19 protein-coding genes are annotated in these 16,242 nt (G+C 69.5%); 14 read left to right on the top strand and 5 right to left on the bottom strand.

The features are described from left to right. Positions 1-2 precede the first annotated feature (2 nt). Together meaB and V6S85_RS16955 are read left to right on the top strand one after the other, a co-directional pair. On the top strand, positions 3-986 hold the full coding sequence (meaB, locus tag V6S85_RS16950) for a methylmalonyl Co-A mutase-associated GTPase MeaB (protein ID WP_334349661.1): 984 nt from the start codon (positions 3-5) through the stop codon (positions 984-986). Positions 987-1,031: 45 nt separating this feature from the next. Next, complete coding sequence (locus V6S85_RS16955) at positions 1,032-1,682, top strand: glutathione S-transferase family protein (protein ID WP_334349662.1); 651 nt, start codon at positions 1,032-1,034, stop codon at positions 1,680-1,682. 191 nt (positions 1,683-1,873) lie between these two features. Here V6S85_RS16955 and V6S85_RS16960 read toward each other — a convergent pair whose 3' ends face one another. Beyond that, complete coding sequence (locus tag V6S85_RS16960; protein WP_116569588.1) at positions 1,874-2,491, bottom strand: glutathione S-transferase family protein; 618 nt, start codon at positions 2,489-2,491, stop codon at positions 1,874-1,876. Positions 2,492-2,587: 96 nt separating this feature from the next. On the opposite strand from V6S85_RS16960, the gene V6S85_RS16965 reads away from it, so the two are divergent. Then, positions 2,588-3,922, top strand: coding sequence for a spinster family MFS transporter (locus V6S85_RS16965; protein WP_334349663.1), 1,335 nt, complete (start codon positions 2,588-2,590; stop codon positions 3,920-3,922). 134 nt (positions 3,923-4,056) lie between these two features. Here V6S85_RS16965 and V6S85_RS16970 read toward each other — a convergent pair whose 3' ends face one another. Further along, positions 4,057-4,230, bottom strand: a complete 174-nt coding sequence (locus tag V6S85_RS16970; RefSeq protein WP_334349664.1) for a hypothetical protein — start codon at positions 4,228-4,230, stop codon at positions 4,057-4,059. Between the two features lie 217 nt (positions 4,231-4,447). On the opposite strand from V6S85_RS16970, the gene V6S85_RS16975 reads away from it, so the two are divergent. From V6S85_RS16975 to V6S85_RS16990, 4 genes are all read left to right on the top strand, one after another. Next, the gene (locus V6S85_RS16975; RefSeq protein ID WP_334349665.1) at positions 4,448-5,941 is read left to right on the top strand and encodes a spinster family MFS transporter; all 1,494 of its coding nucleotides are present in this window, start codon (positions 4,448-4,450) and stop codon (positions 5,939-5,941) included. A 211-nt stretch (positions 5,942-6,152) separates the two neighbouring features. After that, positions 6,153-7,463 carry an adenylosuccinate lyase gene (purB, locus tag V6S85_RS16980; protein ID WP_058349997.1) on the top strand — a complete coding sequence of 437 codons (1,311 nt, stop codon included), beginning with the start codon at positions 6,153-6,155 and terminating at the stop codon, positions 7,461-7,463. 4 nt (positions 7,464-7,467) lie between these two features. Next, entirely contained in the window at positions 7,468-8,220 is a 753-nt protein-coding gene (locus V6S85_RS16985) for a 2OG-Fe(II) oxygenase (RefSeq protein ID WP_116569585.1), read from the top strand. Continuing rightward, the gene (locus tag V6S85_RS16990; protein ID WP_334349666.1) at positions 8,217-8,720 is read left to right on the top strand and encodes a DNA-deoxyinosine glycosylase; all 504 of its coding nucleotides are present in this window, start codon (positions 8,217-8,219) and stop codon (positions 8,718-8,720) included. The genes V6S85_RS16985 and V6S85_RS16990 overlap by 4 nt, the downstream gene beginning before the upstream one ends. A 3-nt stretch (positions 8,721-8,723) precedes the next feature. On the opposite strand, the gene V6S85_RS16995 is transcribed toward V6S85_RS16990, so the two are convergent. The 3 genes from V6S85_RS16995 to V6S85_RS17005 all read right to left on the bottom strand — a co-directional run bounded on the left by V6S85_RS16995 (position 8,724) and on the right by V6S85_RS17005 (position 10,233). Next, a complete protein-coding gene (locus tag V6S85_RS16995) occupies positions 8,724-9,095 on the bottom strand; it encodes a DUF1842 domain-containing protein (RefSeq protein ID WP_116569583.1) in 372 nt (123 codons plus the stop codon). A gap of 176 nt (positions 9,096-9,271) precedes the next feature. Next, positions 9,272-9,691, bottom strand: coding sequence for a DUF1842 domain-containing protein (locus V6S85_RS17000; RefSeq protein ID WP_116488053.1), 420 nt, complete (start codon positions 9,689-9,691; stop codon positions 9,272-9,274). 224 nt (positions 9,692-9,915) lie between these two features. Further along, positions 9,916-10,233 carry a DUF1476 domain-containing protein gene (locus tag V6S85_RS17005; protein ID WP_101719177.1) on the bottom strand — a complete coding sequence of 106 codons (318 nt, stop codon included), beginning with the start codon at positions 10,231-10,233 and terminating at the stop codon, positions 9,916-9,918. A 387-nt stretch (positions 10,234-10,620) separates the two neighbouring features. Here V6S85_RS17005 and purC point away from each other — a divergent pair, with 387 nt between their 5' ends. From purC to V6S85_RS17040, 7 genes are all read left to right on the top strand, one after another. Further along, the gene (gene purC, locus V6S85_RS17010; RefSeq protein WP_116488052.1) at positions 10,621-11,376 is read left to right on the top strand and encodes a phosphoribosylaminoimidazolesuccinocarboxamide synthase; all 756 of its coding nucleotides are present in this window, start codon (positions 10,621-10,623) and stop codon (positions 11,374-11,376) included. A 67-nt stretch (positions 11,377-11,443) separates the two neighbouring features. Further along, positions 11,444-11,683 carry a phosphoribosylformylglycinamidine synthase subunit PurS gene (gene purS, locus V6S85_RS17015; RefSeq protein WP_058350003.1) on the top strand — a complete coding sequence of 80 codons (240 nt, stop codon included), beginning with the start codon at positions 11,444-11,446 and terminating at the stop codon, positions 11,681-11,683. Positions 11,684-11,691: 8 nt separating this feature from the next. Then, entirely contained in the window at positions 11,692-12,354 is a 663-nt protein-coding gene (locus V6S85_RS17020; RefSeq protein ID WP_334349667.1) for a DUF3885 domain-containing protein, read from the top strand. A 141-nt stretch (positions 12,355-12,495) separates the two neighbouring features. Continuing rightward, positions 12,496-12,996: a hypothetical protein gene (locus V6S85_RS17025; protein WP_334349668.1), complete on the top strand. Its 501-nt coding sequence runs from the start codon at positions 12,496-12,498 to the stop codon at positions 12,994-12,996. Then, complete coding sequence (locus V6S85_RS17030) at positions 12,996-14,243, top strand: tyrosinase family protein (RefSeq protein ID WP_334349669.1); 1,248 nt, start codon at positions 12,996-12,998, stop codon at positions 14,241-14,243. Before V6S85_RS17025 ends, V6S85_RS17030 begins: the two co-directional genes overlap by 1 nt. A gap of 16 nt (positions 14,244-14,259) precedes the next feature. Continuing rightward, a complete protein-coding gene (locus V6S85_RS17035) occupies positions 14,260-15,084 on the top strand; it encodes a hypothetical protein (RefSeq protein WP_334349670.1) in 825 nt (274 codons plus the stop codon). Between the two features lies 1 nt (position 15,085). Continuing rightward, positions 15,086-16,192, top strand: a complete 1,107-nt coding sequence (locus V6S85_RS17040) for an SCO family protein (RefSeq protein ID WP_334349671.1) — start codon at positions 15,086-15,088, stop codon at positions 16,190-16,192. Positions 16,193-16,242 lie beyond the last annotated feature (50 nt).

Consider the following 16,242-nt stretch of genomic DNA (forward strand, 5'->3'; position numbering starts at 1 on the left):
GCGTGTCTGCGCCCGTCCTCGACATCGCCGATCTCGAACGCCGCCTGCTGGCCGGCGAACGCGCGGCCCTGGCCCGCGCCATCACCCTGGTCGAGAGCCGCCGCGCCGATCACCAGGCCGCCGCCCGCGAGCTTCTCCAGCGCCTGATGCCCCGTACCGGCGGCGCCCAGCGCGTGGGGATCACCGGCGTGCCGGGCGCGGGCAAGTCGATCACCATCGAGAGCCTGGGCTGCGCCCTGACCGCCGACGGCCACAGGGTGGCGGTGCTGGCGGTCGACCCGTCGTCCGGCCGCCACGGCGGCTCGATCCTCGGCGACAAGACCCGGATGGAGCGCCTCAGCACCGATCCGAACGCCTTCATCCGCCCCTCCCCGTCCGGCGGCGCCCTTGGCGGCGTGACCCGCAAGACCCGCGAGGCCATGCTGCTGTGCGAGGCGGCCGGCTTCGACGTGGTCATCGTCGAGACCGTGGGCGTGGGCCAGTCCGAGACCGTCGTCGCCGACATGGTCGACATCTTCGTGGCCCTGCTGATCCCCGGCGGCGGCGACGAACTGCAGGGCATCAAGAAAGGCCTGATCGAGCTGGCCGACCTGCTGGTCATCAACAAGGCCGACGCCGATCCCACCAAGGCCGAGCGCTCGGCCCGCGACTATCGCAACGCCCTGCACATCCTCACGCCCGCCCATCCCGACTGGACGCCGCCGGTGCTGACCGCCTCGGGCCTGACCGGCGCCGGCCTCGACACGCTGTGGGGCCAGGTCCAGCGCCACCGTGAGGTGATGACCGCCAATGGCGCGAGAGCCGCCCGCCGCGCCGACCAGGACGCCCGCTGGATGTGGGCCATGGTCAACGACCGCCTGGCCGAGGCCTTCCGCGCCGCGCCGGCCGTGGCCGCGCTCGTGAGCGGGACCGAAGGCGCGGTGCGCGCCGGCGACCTGCCCGCCTCGGCCGCCGCCGACCGGCTGCTGAAGGCGTTCGGGCTGTAGACGACGCTCTCCGTTTCCGCGCCAATGCGCCAACGGAGGAAACCGATGGCGCTGATCCTGCACGCCCACCCGCTCTCGTCGTTCTGCCACAAGGCGCTGGTGGCGCTGTACGAACTGAACCTGCCGTTTGAACTGCGCATGGTCGACTTCGGCGACCAGGCCTCGGCTGAAGCGTTCCGGGCTCTATGGCCGATGGCCCGCATGCCGGTGCTGGAAGACACCGGGCGCGGCGCGGTCGTGCCGGAGAGCTCGATCCTGATCGAGTATCTGCATATCCATCATCCTGGCGCCGCCTCCCTGATCCCCCAGGATCCGGACCTGGCGCTGGAAGTGCGGGCCAGGGACCGGTTCTTCGACCTGTCGGTGCAGGCCCCGATGCAGAAGATCGTCAACGACCGCATCCGGCCGGCGAACGCCAAGGACCCGCATGGCCTAGCCGAGGCGAGAGCCCACCTGACCACCGCCCTCGACATTGTCGAACGCGACATGGACGGCCGCGCCTGGGCCGCCGGCGAGGTGTTCTCGATGGCCGACTGCGCCGCGGCCCCGGCGATGTTCTATGCCGACAAGGTCATGCCGCTGGCCCCCGAACGCCCCAACGCCGCGGCCTATCTCGAACGGTTGAAGGCCCGGCCCTCCTATGCGCGAACGCTGAATGAAGCCGAGCCCTACATGCATTTCTTCCCGACGGCCTAAAGTCCGACCGGGAGAGAAAATCCTTTAGGATCAATACCTCACCGATCGTCATCCCGGAAAGCGCGATGCGCTTATCCAGGACCCAGGGGCCGGCGCACTGCCGGTGGCCCCTGGGTCTCGGCTCTGCGGCCCGCTACGCGGACCTCCGGCCAGGATGACGACCTTTATAGCCAAGGCATTGAGTACGGCCCCTAGGCCCCGGCCTCCCAGGCCAGGAACTCCGGCGTCTCCAGCAGGCGCTCGCAATAGGCGCCGGCCGCGCCGGTGTCGCCGTAGTCCGACAGATGCACGCCGTAGGTGCGGAAGCGGGTGGCGACCGGCGTGTAGAAGGCGTCGGCGATCGACCATTCGCCCAGCAGGAACGGCCCGCCCGAACGCTTCAGGAGCTGGTTCCAGCGCTCGGTGATCTTGCGGACGTCCTTCTGGGTGGCTTCCGACAGGTCGGCGTGCTTGATCAGGCCAAGGTCCATCGGGCACTCGCCGCGCAGCGACGAGAAGCCCGAATGCATCTCGGCAGCCGCCGAGCGGGCCAGGGCGCGCAGTTCAGGATCCTCCGGCCACAGCTTGGCCTCCGGGAACTTCTCGGCCAGGTATTCGCAGATCGCCAGCGAGTCCCACACCACCAGGTCGCCGTCCTTCAGGGCCGGCGCCAGCTTGCTGGGCGAATGCTTGGCGATGTCGGCCTCGGTGGCGTCGCCGCGCCGCAGCTCGACCTCGATCTCCTTGAACGGGACGCCGATCCGCTTGAGCGCCAGCCAGGGCCGCAGCGACCAGGTCGACCACTTCTTGGTTCCGATGACGAGTTCCATGACGGTCTCTCCTGTTCGATGCGGACTGGTCATACCGCTTAACGCGCGTCTAAAGTCGCCTCAACGATTAGAACAAATGTTTGAGGGAGAACGCCCATGGCCGAGACGGCAGTTCCGTCGCCGGTGATCGCGCCCGTGTCCAGCGGCTACCGCCGTTACGCCCTCTGGGTGCTGCTGATCATCTACACGCTGAACTTCCTCGACCGGCAGGTCGTCAACATCCTGGCCGAGCCGATCAAGCGGGATCTGGGCCTCGCCGACTGGCAGCTGGGCATGATGACGGGCCTGGCCTTCGCGATCTTCTACACCGTGCTGGGCATCCCGATCGCGCGGCTGGCCGAGCGCAAGAACCGGCCGCGGATCATCGCCGCCTCGATCCTGGCCTGGAGCGCCTTCACCGTGCTGTGCGGCTTCGCCCAAAACGTCTGGCAGCTGATCGCCGCCCGCATCGGGGTGGGCGTCGGCGAGGCCGGCTGCACCCCGCCCGCTCACTCGCTGATCACCGACTATGTGCCGAAGGAAAAGCGGGCCAGCGCCATCGCCTTCTATTCGATCGGCACGCCGCTGGGCACCCTGGCCGGCATGGCCATGGGCGGGCTGATCGCCGACGCCTACGGCTGGCGCGCGGCCTTCATGGTCGCCGGCGCGCCGGGCGTGCTGTTCGCGATCATCGCCGCCTTCACCCTGGTCGAGCCGCGCAAGCAGCTGGCCGCCGATCTGGCCGGCCGCGCCGCCCATCAGGTCAGCTTCGGCGCGGCGCTCGCCGTTCTGATGACCAAGAAGACCTTCTGGCTGGTGGCCTTCGCCGCCTCGATCAAGGCTTTCGTCGGCTATGGCCAGGCGCCGTTCATCGCCTCGTACTTTTTCCGCAACCACGGCGCCGACGTCGCCGCCCTGGCCGCGCAGTTCGGGCTGAAGTCGGCCGGTTTCCTGGGCCTGGCTCTAGGCCTGATCGGCGGCACGGCCGGCGTCATCGGCGCCTGGCTGGGCGGACAGCTGGCCGACAAGCTGGGGGCCAAGGACCTGCGGGCCTACGTCACCGTGCCGGCCATCGCCTCGCTGGTCACCCTGCCGTTCTACATCGCCGCCGTCAGTTTGGACTCGGTGACCGCCGCCATCGGCATCCTCGCCATCCCCATCTTGCTGGGCACGCTGTGGTACGGGCCGGTCTACGCCACGGCCCAGAGCATCGTCGACCCGTCGATGCGGGCCACGGCCTCGGCCGTGCTGCTGTTCGTGATCAACCTGATCGGCCTTGGCCTGGGTCCCGTGGCCGTCGGCGCGCTCAGCGACGTCTTCGCCGGACCAATGGGCCTGGGCGAGGCCCAAGGCGTGCGCTGGGCGCTGATCGTCTCGACGATGTTCGGCCTTGTGGCGTTCGCGCTGTTCTGGGCGGCCCGCAAGACCATCCGCGAGGACATGGTGGGGTAGTCGGCGAACCTCCCCCGCTGGGGGAGGCGATCGCGCAGCGATCGGTGGGGGGAGTGACTTCCGACGCCGCGGAAGCTGAAAACGTCCCCCCTCCGGCCCTTCGGGCCACCTCCCCCACAGGGGGAGGATCTTGTTTAGCGCTCCGACCTCGGGAAACAGTAGGCGAAGGGATAGGGGTCGGCGGGGACGCCGGTGTCCCAGCGGTCGAGCGCCTTCATCGAGCGGGCGTGGTTGAACTGCGCCAGCGAGACGATCTTCGCCTCGCGGGCAGGCGTTTCCTGCTCAGTCTTGCGGGGGGCGGCTTGCATGGGAGACCTCCGACGCGGCGGCCGTTCGACCGGCCTTGTGTGGCGCCAGTAGGCGCTCGCTTTCCTGAACCTTCCCGCCCTCTCCTGTTATCTGCGGTTCATCCGCGCGCCGCAAAGCCGCCACCATTCCGAAGCTTCGAAAAGGGGGTGGCGCTCTCCCTGACCTTGGGTCACAGTCGGCGCAAATAGAACAAACGTTTGAAGGGAGAGAGTCAGTATGGGCCAGGCGCGTGCGCCGGGCGGCGATCGGCCGCTCTATTCCAAGGGATACAAGGCCTCGGTGCTGGCGCTCCTGCTGGCGACCTACACCTTCAACTTCATCGACCGCACGATCATCGCCACCATCGGCCAGGCCATCAAGGTCGACCTGCACCTGACCGACACCCAGCTGGGCCTCCTGGGCGGGCTCTACTTCGCCCTGCTCTACACCATCCTCGGCATTCCGATCGCCCGCCTGGCCGAGCGCTGGAACCGGGTCAGCATCATCTCGATCTCGCTGGTCATCTGGTCGGGCTTCACCGCGCTCTGCGGCACCGCGGCCAGCTTCGCCCAGCTGGCGCTCTACCGCTTCGGGGTGGGCGTCGGCGAGGCGGGCTGCTCGCCGCCCAGCCACTCGCTGATCAGCGACTACTACGCGCCCAAGCAGCGCGCCTCGGCCCTGTCGATCTACAGCTTCGGCATTCCGCTGGGCACGATGTTCGGCGCGGTCGCGGGGGGCTGGCTGGCCCAGGAACTGTCCTGGCGGGCCGCCTTCGTCATCGTCGGCCTGCCGGGCATACTGCTGGCCCTGCTGGTCAAGCTGGTCGTCAAGGAACCGCCGCGCGGCCATTCCGATGTCGTCGAGGCGCCGCTGGAGCCGGAGGCCGTGATCCCCGCCGAACCAGCCAAGCCGGCCTTCTCGCTGAAGCAGGAGTTCTCCGAGCTCTGGGCCGTCACCAAGATCCTGTTCGGCAAGTGGCCGGTGCTGCACATGGTGCTGGGCGTGACCATCGCCTCGTTCGGCTCCTACGGCTCGGGCGCGTTCGTGCCGCCCTACTTCGTGCGCGCCTTCGGCCTGGGCCTGGCGCAGGTTGGTTTGATCGTGGGCCTGATCGGCGGCTTCTCGGCCGGCGTCGGCACGCTGGTCGGCGGCTTCCTCAGCGACTGGGCCGGCAAGCGCAGCGCCAAGTGGTACGCCCTGACGCCCGCCATCGGCCTCATTCTCTGCACGCCGATCTACATCATCGCCTACCTGCAGACCGAGTGGCAGATGACGGCGCTGATCCTGCTGATCCCGGGCGTCTTCCACTACGTCTATCTCGCCCCGACCTTCGGCGTGGTGCAGAACTCGGTGGAGCCGCGCCGCCGGGCCACGGCCACGGCCCTGCTGTTCTTCTTCCTCAACCTGATCGCGCTCGGCGGCGGGCCGGTGTTCACCGGCTGGCTGATCGACCACCTGGCCGGCTTCCACTTCAACCACCCGCAGGCCACGGGCATCTTCACCGCGCTCGGCGGCATGTTCTCGCCCGGCCCGATCGACTTCGCCGCCGCCTGCCCCGGCGGCATCGCCCCCAAGGGCGCGGCGATCGAGACCGCCAAGGCCTGCGGCGGGGCCATGGCCCGCGCCACCCAGCAGGGCATCATCGTTTCACTGTGCTTCTATGCCTGGGCCGGCGTGCACTACGCCCTGGCGGCCATCGGCATGGTGGGGCACATGAAGTCGCGGCGATGAGGTCCGAAATCCTTCCCCTGAAGGGGGAGGTGGCGGCGAAGCCGACGGAGGGGGATGTGACCACTCCCTTCGACGGGTTCGCCAGCTCATCAGAACCTTCCCCCTCCGGCCCTCCGGGCCACCTCCCCCTTCAGGGGGAGGATCACCGTCCTCCTAAGTAATAACCCGCTTCCCTTGACTCAGCGGCCCCACGCGACGAAACCCCCGGCCCATGATCAGCCGCTACGCCCGCCCCGAAGCCGCCGCCATCTGGTCCAGCCAGACCAAGTACAAGATCTGGTTCGAGATCGAGGCCCATGCCGCAGACGCCATGGCCGAACTTGGGGTCATCCCCAAGCTCGCCGCGGAGACCATCTGGGAGAAGGGCCGCGACGCGGTCTGGGACAGCGACCGCATCGACGAGATCGAGCGCGTCACCAAGCACGACGTCATCGCCTTCCTGACCCACGTGTCGGAAATCGTCGGCCCCGAGGCCCGCTTCCTGCACCAGGGCATGACCAGCAGCGACGTGCTGGACACCTGCTTCGCCGTGCAGCTGTCGCGCGCCACCGACCTGCTGCTCGACGGCGTCGACCTGGTCCTGGCCGCCCTCAAGCGCCGCGCGCTGGAGCACAAGTTCACCGTCTGCGTCGGCCGCAGCCACGGCATCCACGCCGAGCCGATCACCTTCGGCCTGAAGCTGGCCGGCTACTACGCCGAATTCCAGCGCGCCAAGGAGCGCCTGGCGATGGCCAAGTTCGAGATCGCCACCTGCGCGATCTCGGGCGCCGTCGGCACCTTCGCCAATGTCGACCCGCGCGTCGAACAGCATGTGGCCGACAAGATGGGCTTGGCCGTCGAGCCGGTTTCGACCCAGGTCATCCCGCGCGACCGTCACGCCGCCTACTTCGCCGCCCTGGGCGTCGTGGCCTCGTCGATCGAGCGCCTGGCCACCGAAATCCGCCACCTGCAGCGCACCGAAGTGCTTGAAGCCGAAGAGCCGTTCGATCCGGGCCAGAAGGGCTCGTCGGCCATGCCGCACAAGCGCAACCCGATCCTGACCGAGAACCTGACGGGCCTGGCGCGCCTGGTCCGTTCGGCCGTGGTCCCGGCCATGGAGAACGTCGCCCTCTGGCACGAGCGCGACATCAGCCACTCGTCGGTCGAGCGCGGCATCGGCCCCGACGCCACCATCCACCTCGACTTCGCCCTGCGCCGCCTGGCGGGCGTGATCGAGCGCTTCAACATCTATCCCGACAACATGGCCAAGAACCTCGACAAGCTCGGGGGGCTGGTGTTCTCGCAGCGGGTCATGCTGGCCCTGACGCACAAGGACGTGTCGCGCGAGGACGCCTACGCCGCCGTGCAGGGCAACGCCATGAAGGTGTGGCGCGGCGAGGGCCGCTTCCTCGACTTCCTCAAGGCCGACCCGGTAGTCTCCAAGGCCCTGACCGACGCCGAGCTCGAGGATCTGTTCGACCTCGGCTACCACACCAAGAACGTCGACGTGATCTTCAAGCGCGTCTTCGGCGAGCAGGCCTGATCCGTTGAGCGAGCCGCCGATCCTTCGTCTCAATCCGGCGCTGGATCCGGCGGCCCTCGCGGTCGCCTACGCCCGGGACGGCATGGTCCGCATCCCGGGGCTTTTCGAGCCGGCCGTGGCCGACATCCTGGCGCGCATGCTCGAACAGGGCGTCGAGTGGGACGTGATCTGCTCCACCGAGAGCGGCAAGGCCGAGGTGCTGGACCGCGCGACGGTGCAGCGCCTGGGCGGCCCCGCCGTCGGCGAGAAGCTGAAGGCCGCCACCCTGCGGGCCCGCACCGGCTTCGCCTACGTCTATCTCGGCTATCCGATGATCAACGCCTATCTCACCGGGCGTAATCCGGGCCACCCGATCCACGACCTGACCGACTTCCTCAACAGCCCGGAGATGATCGCCTTCGGCGCCCAGGTGATCGGCGAGCCGGGGATCACCAAGCTGGACGCCCAGGCCACGCTCTATCGGCCGGGCGACTTCCTCACCCGCCACGACGACACCGGCGAGGGCGACCGGCGGGCCGCCTACACCATCAGCCTGACCCGGGAATGGCGCAGCGACTGGGGCGGCCAGCTGCTGTTCCACGACGACCTGGGCGACATCGAGCGCGGCTTTGCGCCCGCCTTCAACACCATGACCATCTTCAAGGTGCCCCGGCAGCACTCGGTGGCCCCCGTTGCGCCCTATGCCGGCGCGCCGCGGCTGATGGTCACCGGCTGGCTCAAGGACAGCCCGCCGGCCGGCAAGCCCCGCCAGGCGTGACCGGAGAGGCCCGCAAGCGCGGCTTTCCTCCGGTCGTCGACGCCGGCGTGCGCGTGCTGGTGCTGGGCAGCCTGCCCGGAGACGCCTCGCTGGCCGCCGGGCAATACTACGGTCATCCCCGCAACGGCTTCTGGCGGCTGATCGGCGCGACGGTCGAGCGCGACCTGGCCTCCCTGCCCTATGACGAGCGCCTGGCCGCCCTGCTGGCGGCCGGCGTCGGGCTGTGGGACGTCCACGCCGAGGCGGTACGCCCCGGCAGCCTGGACGCGGCGATCAAGAACGCCGCCGACAACGACCTTACCGGCCTGATCGACGGCCTGCCGCGCCTGCGGGCGGTGGCGTTCAACGGCGGCGCGGCGGCCAAGGCCGGGACGCGCCTGCTGGCCGCGCGGGCCGAGAGCCTGGCGCTGGTTCCCCTGCCCTCGTCCAGCCCCGCCCACGCGGCGATGGGGTTCGAGGCCAAGCGCGAGGCCTGGCTGATGCTGCGGAATTATCTGTAGCGGTCAGCCCGCGGGCTTGACCGGGACCTTCGAGACCTTGGTCTGCAGGTACTCGAACTGGCCCTCGCCGACCCAGGCCTCGTTCACCGACAGGACGGCGTTGAAGCGGACAGCCTGACCGGCATGGGGAAACTGGCCTTCCAGCGTGACCCGCAGCCCGAAGGGCGCGTCCCCGGTCGGCGAAACCTCGCCCGAGACCTCGAACCGGTGCTTGCCGCCGATGACCGCCTGGTTGATCTCGGCCACGCCGTTGGCGCGGTCGGCGGCGAACTGCAGGTCCAGCCGCAGGATCGGCGCGCCCGGCATGCCCAGCTTGCCGACGACCAGTTGGACCACGCCCGCGTCCGCCCCGCACACTTCAGTATCGTCGGCCATGCCGTGTTCCCCCGCAACGCCTGGCGGTCGCCCCCTGCGCCGCCTTGGTCGTCGTCGGAAACGCTACAGCGCGCGTCCCCGACACGCCGTGCGATTTCGCACAACGCCGGTCCTCGAACAAGAACGGGGCCCGGTCGTCATGCGACCGGACCCCGCCTCTCAGCGCGCAGAAGGGGTCAGACCCGCTTGACCGGCACGTTGTCGATGTGGGTGTTCAGGTAGTCGAAGCCGCCGTGGCCGTTCCAGGTCTTGTCGACCACCAGGCCGGCGCGGAACTGCACCAGAAACGAGCCGATGGCCGGCGGCGGTACGCTGGCCACGAACTGGCCGTGCAGGGCGACCAGCAGCTGATCCTGGCCAAGGCCCGTGTGGTAGATGTTGCCCTGCACCGGGAAGCGGTGCTGGCCGCCGATGACCGCCTGGTTGATCTCGGCGATGCCGCTGACGTGGCCCGAGGGCGCGTCGACGGTCAGGGCCAGGTTGACGATCGGAGCGCCGGGCGTGCCGACGTTACCGACCACGACCTTGACCAGGTAGAGGCCGACCGGACCGATCTCGGCCGATTGGGAATGCAGGTTGCCGACGTCGTCAGCCATGTTTGCGTCCTCCGGTTATCGGAGCGGTCGCTTGATCGCCGCCCCGTTGTCGACGATGCGCCTCACGGGCGAATTCGCCGCCCGATAAAGCCTGAGGACGATTGCAGTTTTTTAACAACCCAGAGGTGCGCAAGTTCACAGATGCGCGATAGCGGCCAAAGAAAAAGGCCCGGCCGGTGCGAACCGGGCCGGGCCTCTTCGTGGTCGCCTTTCGGCGGACCGGCTTACTCGCCGGCGCGCAGCTGCTCGCGGGCGAAGGCCAGCAGTTCGGCCATCTTCATGCGGACCTCGCCTTCCGACGCCGCGACGCCCGAGCCCTTCAGGTCTTCGAAGACCTTGCGGAACACGTCCTCGTCGCCGGGCTGCTCGAAGTCCGACTTCACGACGGCGCGGGCGTATTCCTCGACCGTGGCCAGGCCCATCAGGCCGGCGGCCCATTCGCCCAGCAGGCGGTTGCGGCGCGCGGTGGCCTTGAACTCCAGCTCCTGGTCGTTCGCGAACTTGCGTTCGAAAGCCTGCTCGCGGTCGTCGAAGGTCGTCATGAAAGCCCCAAGTTTCCCGAAGCGCCTGCCGCCGGACGGGTGCAACCCAGGGCGGTAGTACGGTGCTCCAGTGTAAGAGAGTAGTTCGGTTTCGTCCCCTGCGAACATGGCGTGTCCGCGAGACGAAGTGTTCTTGTGGCGGCTCCATATCCCGCCCAGCGACGGGGGGCAATCGCCCGCGACGCCGCAGGGCGAAGGTTTACCACGATGGCAGGCCGCGTTTGCGGAAAAGCCGGCGTTCGGGTAGGTTCCAGCGGACATTTTTCAGTGAGCGGCCTTGAGTCGAACGCCGCGCGCAGCTATCCGCCGCGCGCGCTTTTCGTTTTCTCGGGAGTCTTCCGGGCAAGGACGGCGCGCTTATTCGCAGGAAGGGCCTCGACGAGAGCCATGACCCGTCGCAAGAAGATCTACGAAGGCAAGGCCAAGATCCTGTACGAGGGCCCCGAGCCCGGCACCCTGATCCAGTATTTCAAGGACGACGCCACCGCGTTCAACGCGCAGAAGAAGGCCGTCCTCGAAGGCAAGGGCGTGATCAACAACCGCATCAGCGAGTACATCATGACTCGCCTGAACGCGATCGGCGTCCAGAACCACTTCATCCGCCGCCTGAACCTGCGCGAGCAGCTGATCAAGGAAGTCGAGATCGTTCCGCTCGAGGTCGTCGTGCGCAACATCGCCGCCGGCTCGATCGCCACGCGCCTGGGCCTGACCGAAGGCCAGCCGCTGCCGCGCTCGATCATCGAGTTCTACTACAAGGACGACAAGCTCGGCGACCCGATGGTCTCCGAAGAGCACATCACCGCGTTCAACTGGGCCGCCACCCAGGAGATCGACGACATGATGGCCATGGCGCTGCGCGTGAACGACTACCTGTCGGGCCTGTTCAGCGGCGTCGGCATCACGCTGGTGGACTTCAAGATCGAGTTCGGCCGCGTCTACGAGGGCGACTTCTCGCGCATCATCCTGGCCGACGAGATCAGCCCCGACAGCTGCCGCCTGTGGGACGCCGCCACCAACGAGAAGCTGGACAAGGACCGCTTCCGTCGCGACCTCGGCAACGTCATCGAGAGCTACACCGAAGTGGCCCGCCGCCTCGGCATCATGAAGGAAATGCCCACCGTCATCCAAGGCGGCGTGCACTAAGGTCAGTCAGGACGCCTCCCCGCGGGAGGCGTCGCGATGCTTGAGGCGTCGCTGGGGAGATTTTGCGTTGAAAGCCACCGTCCACGTGTTCCTGAAGCCCGGCGTGCTCGACGTCCAGGGCAAGGCCGTCGAGAACGCCCTGCATGGCCTGGGCTGGCCGTCGGTGAAGGACGCCCGCGTCGGCCGCGTCATCGAGTTCGACCTCGACGCCACGGACGCCGAGGCCGCCAAGGCCGAGGTCAAGTCCATGTGCGAGAAGCTGCTGGCCAACACGGTCATCGAAAGCTACCGCATCGACATCGCCTGAGGCGGATCGTGGGAGAGGCAAGCCTCCATCCCACCCGCCAGCGGATGCTCGACGTCTTCGGCGTCGAGCGCCTGCACGATTTCCGGGGGCCGGCCTGGACGCGGATCGAACTGATCCCCGACGCCACGGCCCCCGACCGTCTTCCCCAGCCCTTCACCCCGTCCGCCCGCCTGCTGCGCGAGCTCGACACCGCCCGCACGGTCGTCGCCGCGATGTTCGGCCGCTCCGAGCGCGTGACCCTGGAACTGGGCTGGAGCTCTCACGAAAAGCCGCCGTTCAAGCGTCTGTCGCACCTGGGCTTCGACCTGCCGCGCCAGCCGGCCTGGCGCTTGCGGCCGGATCCCGACGACGCCCCCGACTGGTGGTGGAACCTCGCCTATGTCGAGACCCCCGCCACGGGCGACGCCCTGGCTCCCTTCCTGCTGGCCGCGGTCGGCGGCTTCCAGAAGCGCGGCCTTATCAACCTGTCGGTCGGGATCGTCGATTTCGAGACGGGGCTGGCGCTGGAGTTCTACGACGCCAAGGGCATGACCCCGATGGCTGTCACCCCCGAACGCCTGGCGCCGACCTACTGGCGCTTTCGCGACTGGGTGCGCGACGTCGAAGTCGAACGCTGCGACGCCCTGCTGGCGCCCTGGCGCGACGCCGCACCCCGGCTGACGGTGGTCTGAGGGGCTCGCGCCAAGTCGACTTTCGGTTGTGATTCAGCGCACATCGAAGAACGCCGTTACGCCTTATTGACGACCAAGCTCCAGCGTGAGCTAGTTCATCATAGGTTGCATTCGCAGCCGATACCCTGAAGTCGCGCGCCGATGTGCCAAGACCTCGCCCGCCCGGAGCCCTGCGCGGCCGCGCCGCTGAGGGTCACCCTGCCGCAGCTGATCGGCTGCGGGCTGGGCCTGGTGCTGGGCGTTGCGGCTGACTGGGCCAACGGCGCGGGCGCGCTGCTTTCCGGCCTGTGCACCCGCTCGGGCGGCTATGGCCCGGCCTTCTGGGCCGTCTGCGACCTCGGACATCTGGGCATGATCGCCGGAGCGCTGGCGGGCTGCTGCACGGGACTGGCGCGGATCAGGCTGTGGCGCGCCGAGGCGGCGGCGCGGAACCGGGCGCTGCTCGCCTCGGGCCTGGCGTTCGGCGGCATGCTGCTGGCCATGGCCGGCCTGGGGGCCCTGCCAGCCTGGGGCGGCGAGAGCCTGGGCGCGACCGTCGCGGCGATGCTGGCGGCCATGGTCGCCGGCCACGGCCTGGGCCTGCTGGCGCAGGGATGGATTTCCAGCGGCGCGAGACGCGCGCGACACGGGGGACGGGCGTGATGCGTGTTGAGATCGACATCGAGGGCGAACTGCCCGACGGCCGGGCGTTCCTGACCTGGGCGCCGGTCAAGGCCACGGCGCGGGTGATCGACGGCGGCGCCGGCGGCGACGTCGACGTCCTGCTCGAGAACGGCGGCACGCCCGGCGGCGGCAAGGTGGTGTTCGACACCCAGCGCCGGCACGACGGCGAGTCCAGCCTTCGCCTGCGCCTTCCCCGCAACGGAGAACCCGTGCTGTTCTGGGTGGCCGGCGAGTTCGGCGAGCCCAGCAAGAGCTATGGCGACGCCGGGATCAAGGCCCGCGTCGGCGGCGCCGTCGTCGGCACGCTGCCGCTGATGGTGCGGATCCGCAAGGACGCCCAGACCCTGACCCCGGCCGAACGCGACCGCTTCCTGGTGGCGCTGGCCCGGCTGAACAACGCGGGGGCGGGCCCATTCCGGGCGTTCCGCGACATGCACACCAACCTCTCCACCCGCGAGGCCCATGGCGGCCCGGCCTTCCTGCCCTGGCATCGCTCGTACCTGCTGGACCTGGAGCGGGAACTGCAGGCCGTCGATCCCAGCGTCGCCCTGCCCTACTGGCGCTTCGACAAGCCGGCGCCCAACATCTTCGACGCGCACTTCCTGGGCATGCCCGCCGCCTCGCCCACCGCCGGCGACCTGGTGCGGTTCCCGCCCGGCCATCCGCTCGAGCACTGGTCCACCGACAGCTTCACCGGCGTGATGCGCCGGCCCAACTTCGACGTTCGCGGCGCCCCGCCGTCCCGCCGCGCCGGCCGGGGCTATGTGCTGACCGAGCCCGAGACCCTCGGCCTGGGGCCCAGCTTCGGCCAGCTGCGAGCGATGGAAAGCGCGCCGCACGGGCCGGCCCACGTCAGCTTCTCGGGCTTCATCAGCTCGATCCCAACCGCCGCCAAGGACCCGCTGTTCTTCCTGCTGCACGGCAATGTCGACCGGCTGTGGGCCAAGTGGCAGTGGGCCAACCGGCGCTTCGACACCGCCGATCCGAACGCCTTCCAGGCGGGCGGATCGCTCGGCCACCGGCTGCCCGACACCATGTGGCCGTGGAACGGCGAAACCGGCGGACAGCGCCCGCCGACGGCGCCGGGCGGGCCGTTGAGGGATTCGCCCGTCACCAAGCAGCCCGGCCCCAAGCCCACGGTGGGCGTCATGCTCGACTACCTGGGCGTCCGTTCGGGCCGCGACCAGGGCTTCGCCTATGACGACGTCCCGTTCGAAGCCGCGTGACGAGGGAGCCAGACCGATGAAGGCCAGTGAATATCGCCGGCAGTACGAGGCCCAGCTCAACGCCGAAACGCCTTTCGCCGAGGGGCTGCGGGCGGCCGGGGCGGACGTGGACGCCGAGGCGGACATTCCGTCCCTGCTCGCCGTCGCCACCGACGCCAAGGCCCCCGAGGACGACCGGCAGGCCGCGCTCGAGCAGGTGCATGCGGCTACATTCCTGGGCCAGGCGTTCGATCGCTATCGCGCCGACTACATCGCCGCATTGCACAAGCTGGTCACCGACGACGCCCCGGCCCTGCGGCGCCTGGCGCTGGAATGGCTGAGCGCGGCCAAGGACGACGTCGCGCAGAAGGTTCTGGCCGACGGTCTCAAGGATCCGGCCAAGGCCCTGGTCTCGGCGGCCAGCGCCCTGGAGTTCCTCAGCCTCGACGAGCACAGCGCCGTGACCCCGCTCGCGCGGCTGGTCCTGGAGCGCGACAAGGACCTGGAGGCCCGTGTGGCCGCGCTGCGCACCCTGACCGCCGATCCGAACGCGGCCGACCTCTTCGCCCGCTTCATGCGCGACAAGGACGAGTTCAAGGAAGTGCGCCAGATCAGCGCCGTCGGCCTGCAGAAGCTGAACGAGAACCTGTTCCAGAAGGTGGCCCAGCAGATCGCCGTCGACGACCACGACTTCGACGACATCCGCGCCACGGCGCTGAACGGCCTGGCCCGCAGCCCGATCGCCGAGCAGTTGCTCAGCAACCCGGCGGTGCGCGCCTCGGCCAAGGCGATCGGCGAGAAGCTGGCGTCCAACGCCTTCTCGGCCCTGCTTTCGCGCATCAAGCCCGGATCGGACGCCTGAGATGCCGGCTGGAATCTCGATCGACGCCGCGCCGCCGGCCGCGTCGCTCGACGAGGCCGAGGCGGCCATCGACCGGGCCCTCGCCGCGCCCGATGCGCCCGCGGCCCTGACCCGCCTGCTGGCCGAGGACGCGCCGCTCTATCGCGGACGGGGAACGGCCGAGGCCGAGCGCCTGCGCGGACGGGTGCTGGCGGGCTTCGCCAAGGCCGGATTGCTGTCGTCGGCCCTGCCCCAGGTGCTGGCCGAGCTCGAGACGGGGCTGAACCCGCTGGTGGTGGCCGGGGCGGCCCGGGCGCTGGCCGGCGCCGAGGCCCCGCCGGCCGAGGCGCTCGACCTGCTGGCGGCCGCCGCCTCGCGCATTCGATCGACGGACGCCCCGACCTCGCCAGACCTGCGCCCTCCCCTCGGCGCCGTCACGGAGATCGTGCTGGCCATGGCCCGGCATGGCGCGCCAGCCGTGTCTCGACTGCGCGTGCTGCGGGCCGAGGGCGGCTGGTCGGCGGCGGTGACGGCGGCCTTGGCCCAGGCCATAGCCACGGCCGAGGCGGCCGCGCCGAAAGGCTGCTGCGGCGGCCGGTCGAGCACGCTTCCCGTGGCTCCCGCCGCAGCTCCCGGCGCCATCGACGACCTGCCGATCCAGGACCAGTCAGGGGCGGTGATGCGGTTCGCCGACCTTTTCGCCGGACGCCCCGCCGCCATCGCCTTCTTCTACACGCGGTGCATGAATCCGCAGAAGTGCTCGCTGACCATCTCGCGGCTGGCGGCCGTGAAGGCGCGACTGAGGGCGGCGGGCCTGGCCGAGCGGGCCGTCGTGGCGGCCTTCACCTACGACCCGGCCTACGACACGCCGCGCCAGTTGGAGGCCTACGGTCGCGACCGGGGCTTTCCCTTCGACGCCCATTGCCGCCTCCTGCGCACCACCGGCCCGCTGGATCCGCTGCAGGCCCATTTCGAGCTGGGCGTCGGCTTCGGCCCAGCGACCGTCAACCAGCACCGCATCGACCTGGCCGTAACCGCCGCCGACGGCCGCATCGTGCTGAGCCACGCCCACCGACTGTGGGACGAGGCCGAGGTGTTCGAGACGCTGGCGGGCCAGATCCGGGCCTGACCCCTTTCGCGCCGCCATCGCGGCGCCTACCTCCCAGGGCAAGCACAACC

The organism is Caulobacter sp. CCNWLW153 (assembly GCF_036889365.1).
GTDB classification, from domain to species: Bacteria; Pseudomonadota; Alphaproteobacteria; order Caulobacterales; family Caulobacteraceae; genus Caulobacter; species Caulobacter radicis.

What these genes read in the sequence shown, in the direction of transcription:
- V6S85_RS17000 (WP_116488053.1), bottom strand. Translation starts at nt 9,691, where the DNA reads ATGGCTGACGACGTCGGCAACCTGCATTCCCAATCGGCCGAGATCGGT.
- V6S85_RS16965 (WP_334349663.1), top strand. Translation starts at nt 2,588, where the DNA reads ATGGCCGAGACGGCAGTTCCGTCGCCGGTGATCGCGCCCGTGTCCAGC.
- V6S85_RS16960 (WP_116569588.1), bottom strand. Translation starts at nt 2,491, where the DNA reads ATGGAACTCGTCATCGGAACCAAGAAGTGGTCGACCTGGTCGCTGCGG.
- purB (WP_058349997.1), top strand. Translation starts at nt 6,153, where the DNA reads ATGATCAGCCGCTACGCCCGCCCCGAAGCCGCCGCCATCTGGTCCAGC.
- V6S85_RS16975 (WP_334349665.1), top strand. Translation starts at nt 4,448, where the DNA reads ATGGGCCAGGCGCGTGCGCCGGGCGGCGATCGGCCGCTCTATTCCAAG.
- purC (WP_116488052.1), top strand. Translation starts at nt 10,621, where the DNA reads ATGACCCGTCGCAAGAAGATCTACGAAGGCAAGGCCAAGATCCTGTAC.
- V6S85_RS17035 (WP_334349670.1), top strand. Translation starts at nt 14,260, where the DNA reads ATGAAGGCCAGTGAATATCGCCGGCAGTACGAGGCCCAGCTCAACGCC.
- V6S85_RS17005 (WP_101719177.1), bottom strand. Translation starts at nt 10,233, where the DNA reads ATGACGACCTTCGACGACCGCGAGCAGGCTTTCGAACGCAAGTTCGCG.
- V6S85_RS17025 (WP_334349668.1), top strand. Translation starts at nt 12,496, where the DNA reads ATGTGCCAAGACCTCGCCCGCCCGGAGCCCTGCGCGGCCGCGCCGCTG.
- V6S85_RS17030 (WP_334349669.1), top strand. Translation starts at nt 12,996, where the DNA reads ATGCGTGTTGAGATCGACATCGAGGGCGAACTGCCCGACGGCCGGGCG.
- V6S85_RS16995 (WP_116569583.1), bottom strand. Translation starts at nt 9,095, where the DNA reads ATGGCCGACGATACTGAAGTGTGCGGGGCGGACGCGGGCGTGGTCCAA.
- V6S85_RS17040 (WP_334349671.1), top strand. Translation starts at nt 15,086, where the DNA reads ATGCCGGCTGGAATCTCGATCGACGCCGCGCCGCCGGCCGCGTCGCTC.
- V6S85_RS16970 (WP_334349664.1), bottom strand. Translation starts at nt 4,230, where the DNA reads ATGCAAGCCGCCCCCCGCAAGACTGAGCAGGAAACGCCTGCCCGCGAG.
- V6S85_RS16955 (WP_334349662.1), top strand. Translation starts at nt 1,032, where the DNA reads ATGGCGCTGATCCTGCACGCCCACCCGCTCTCGTCGTTCTGCCACAAG.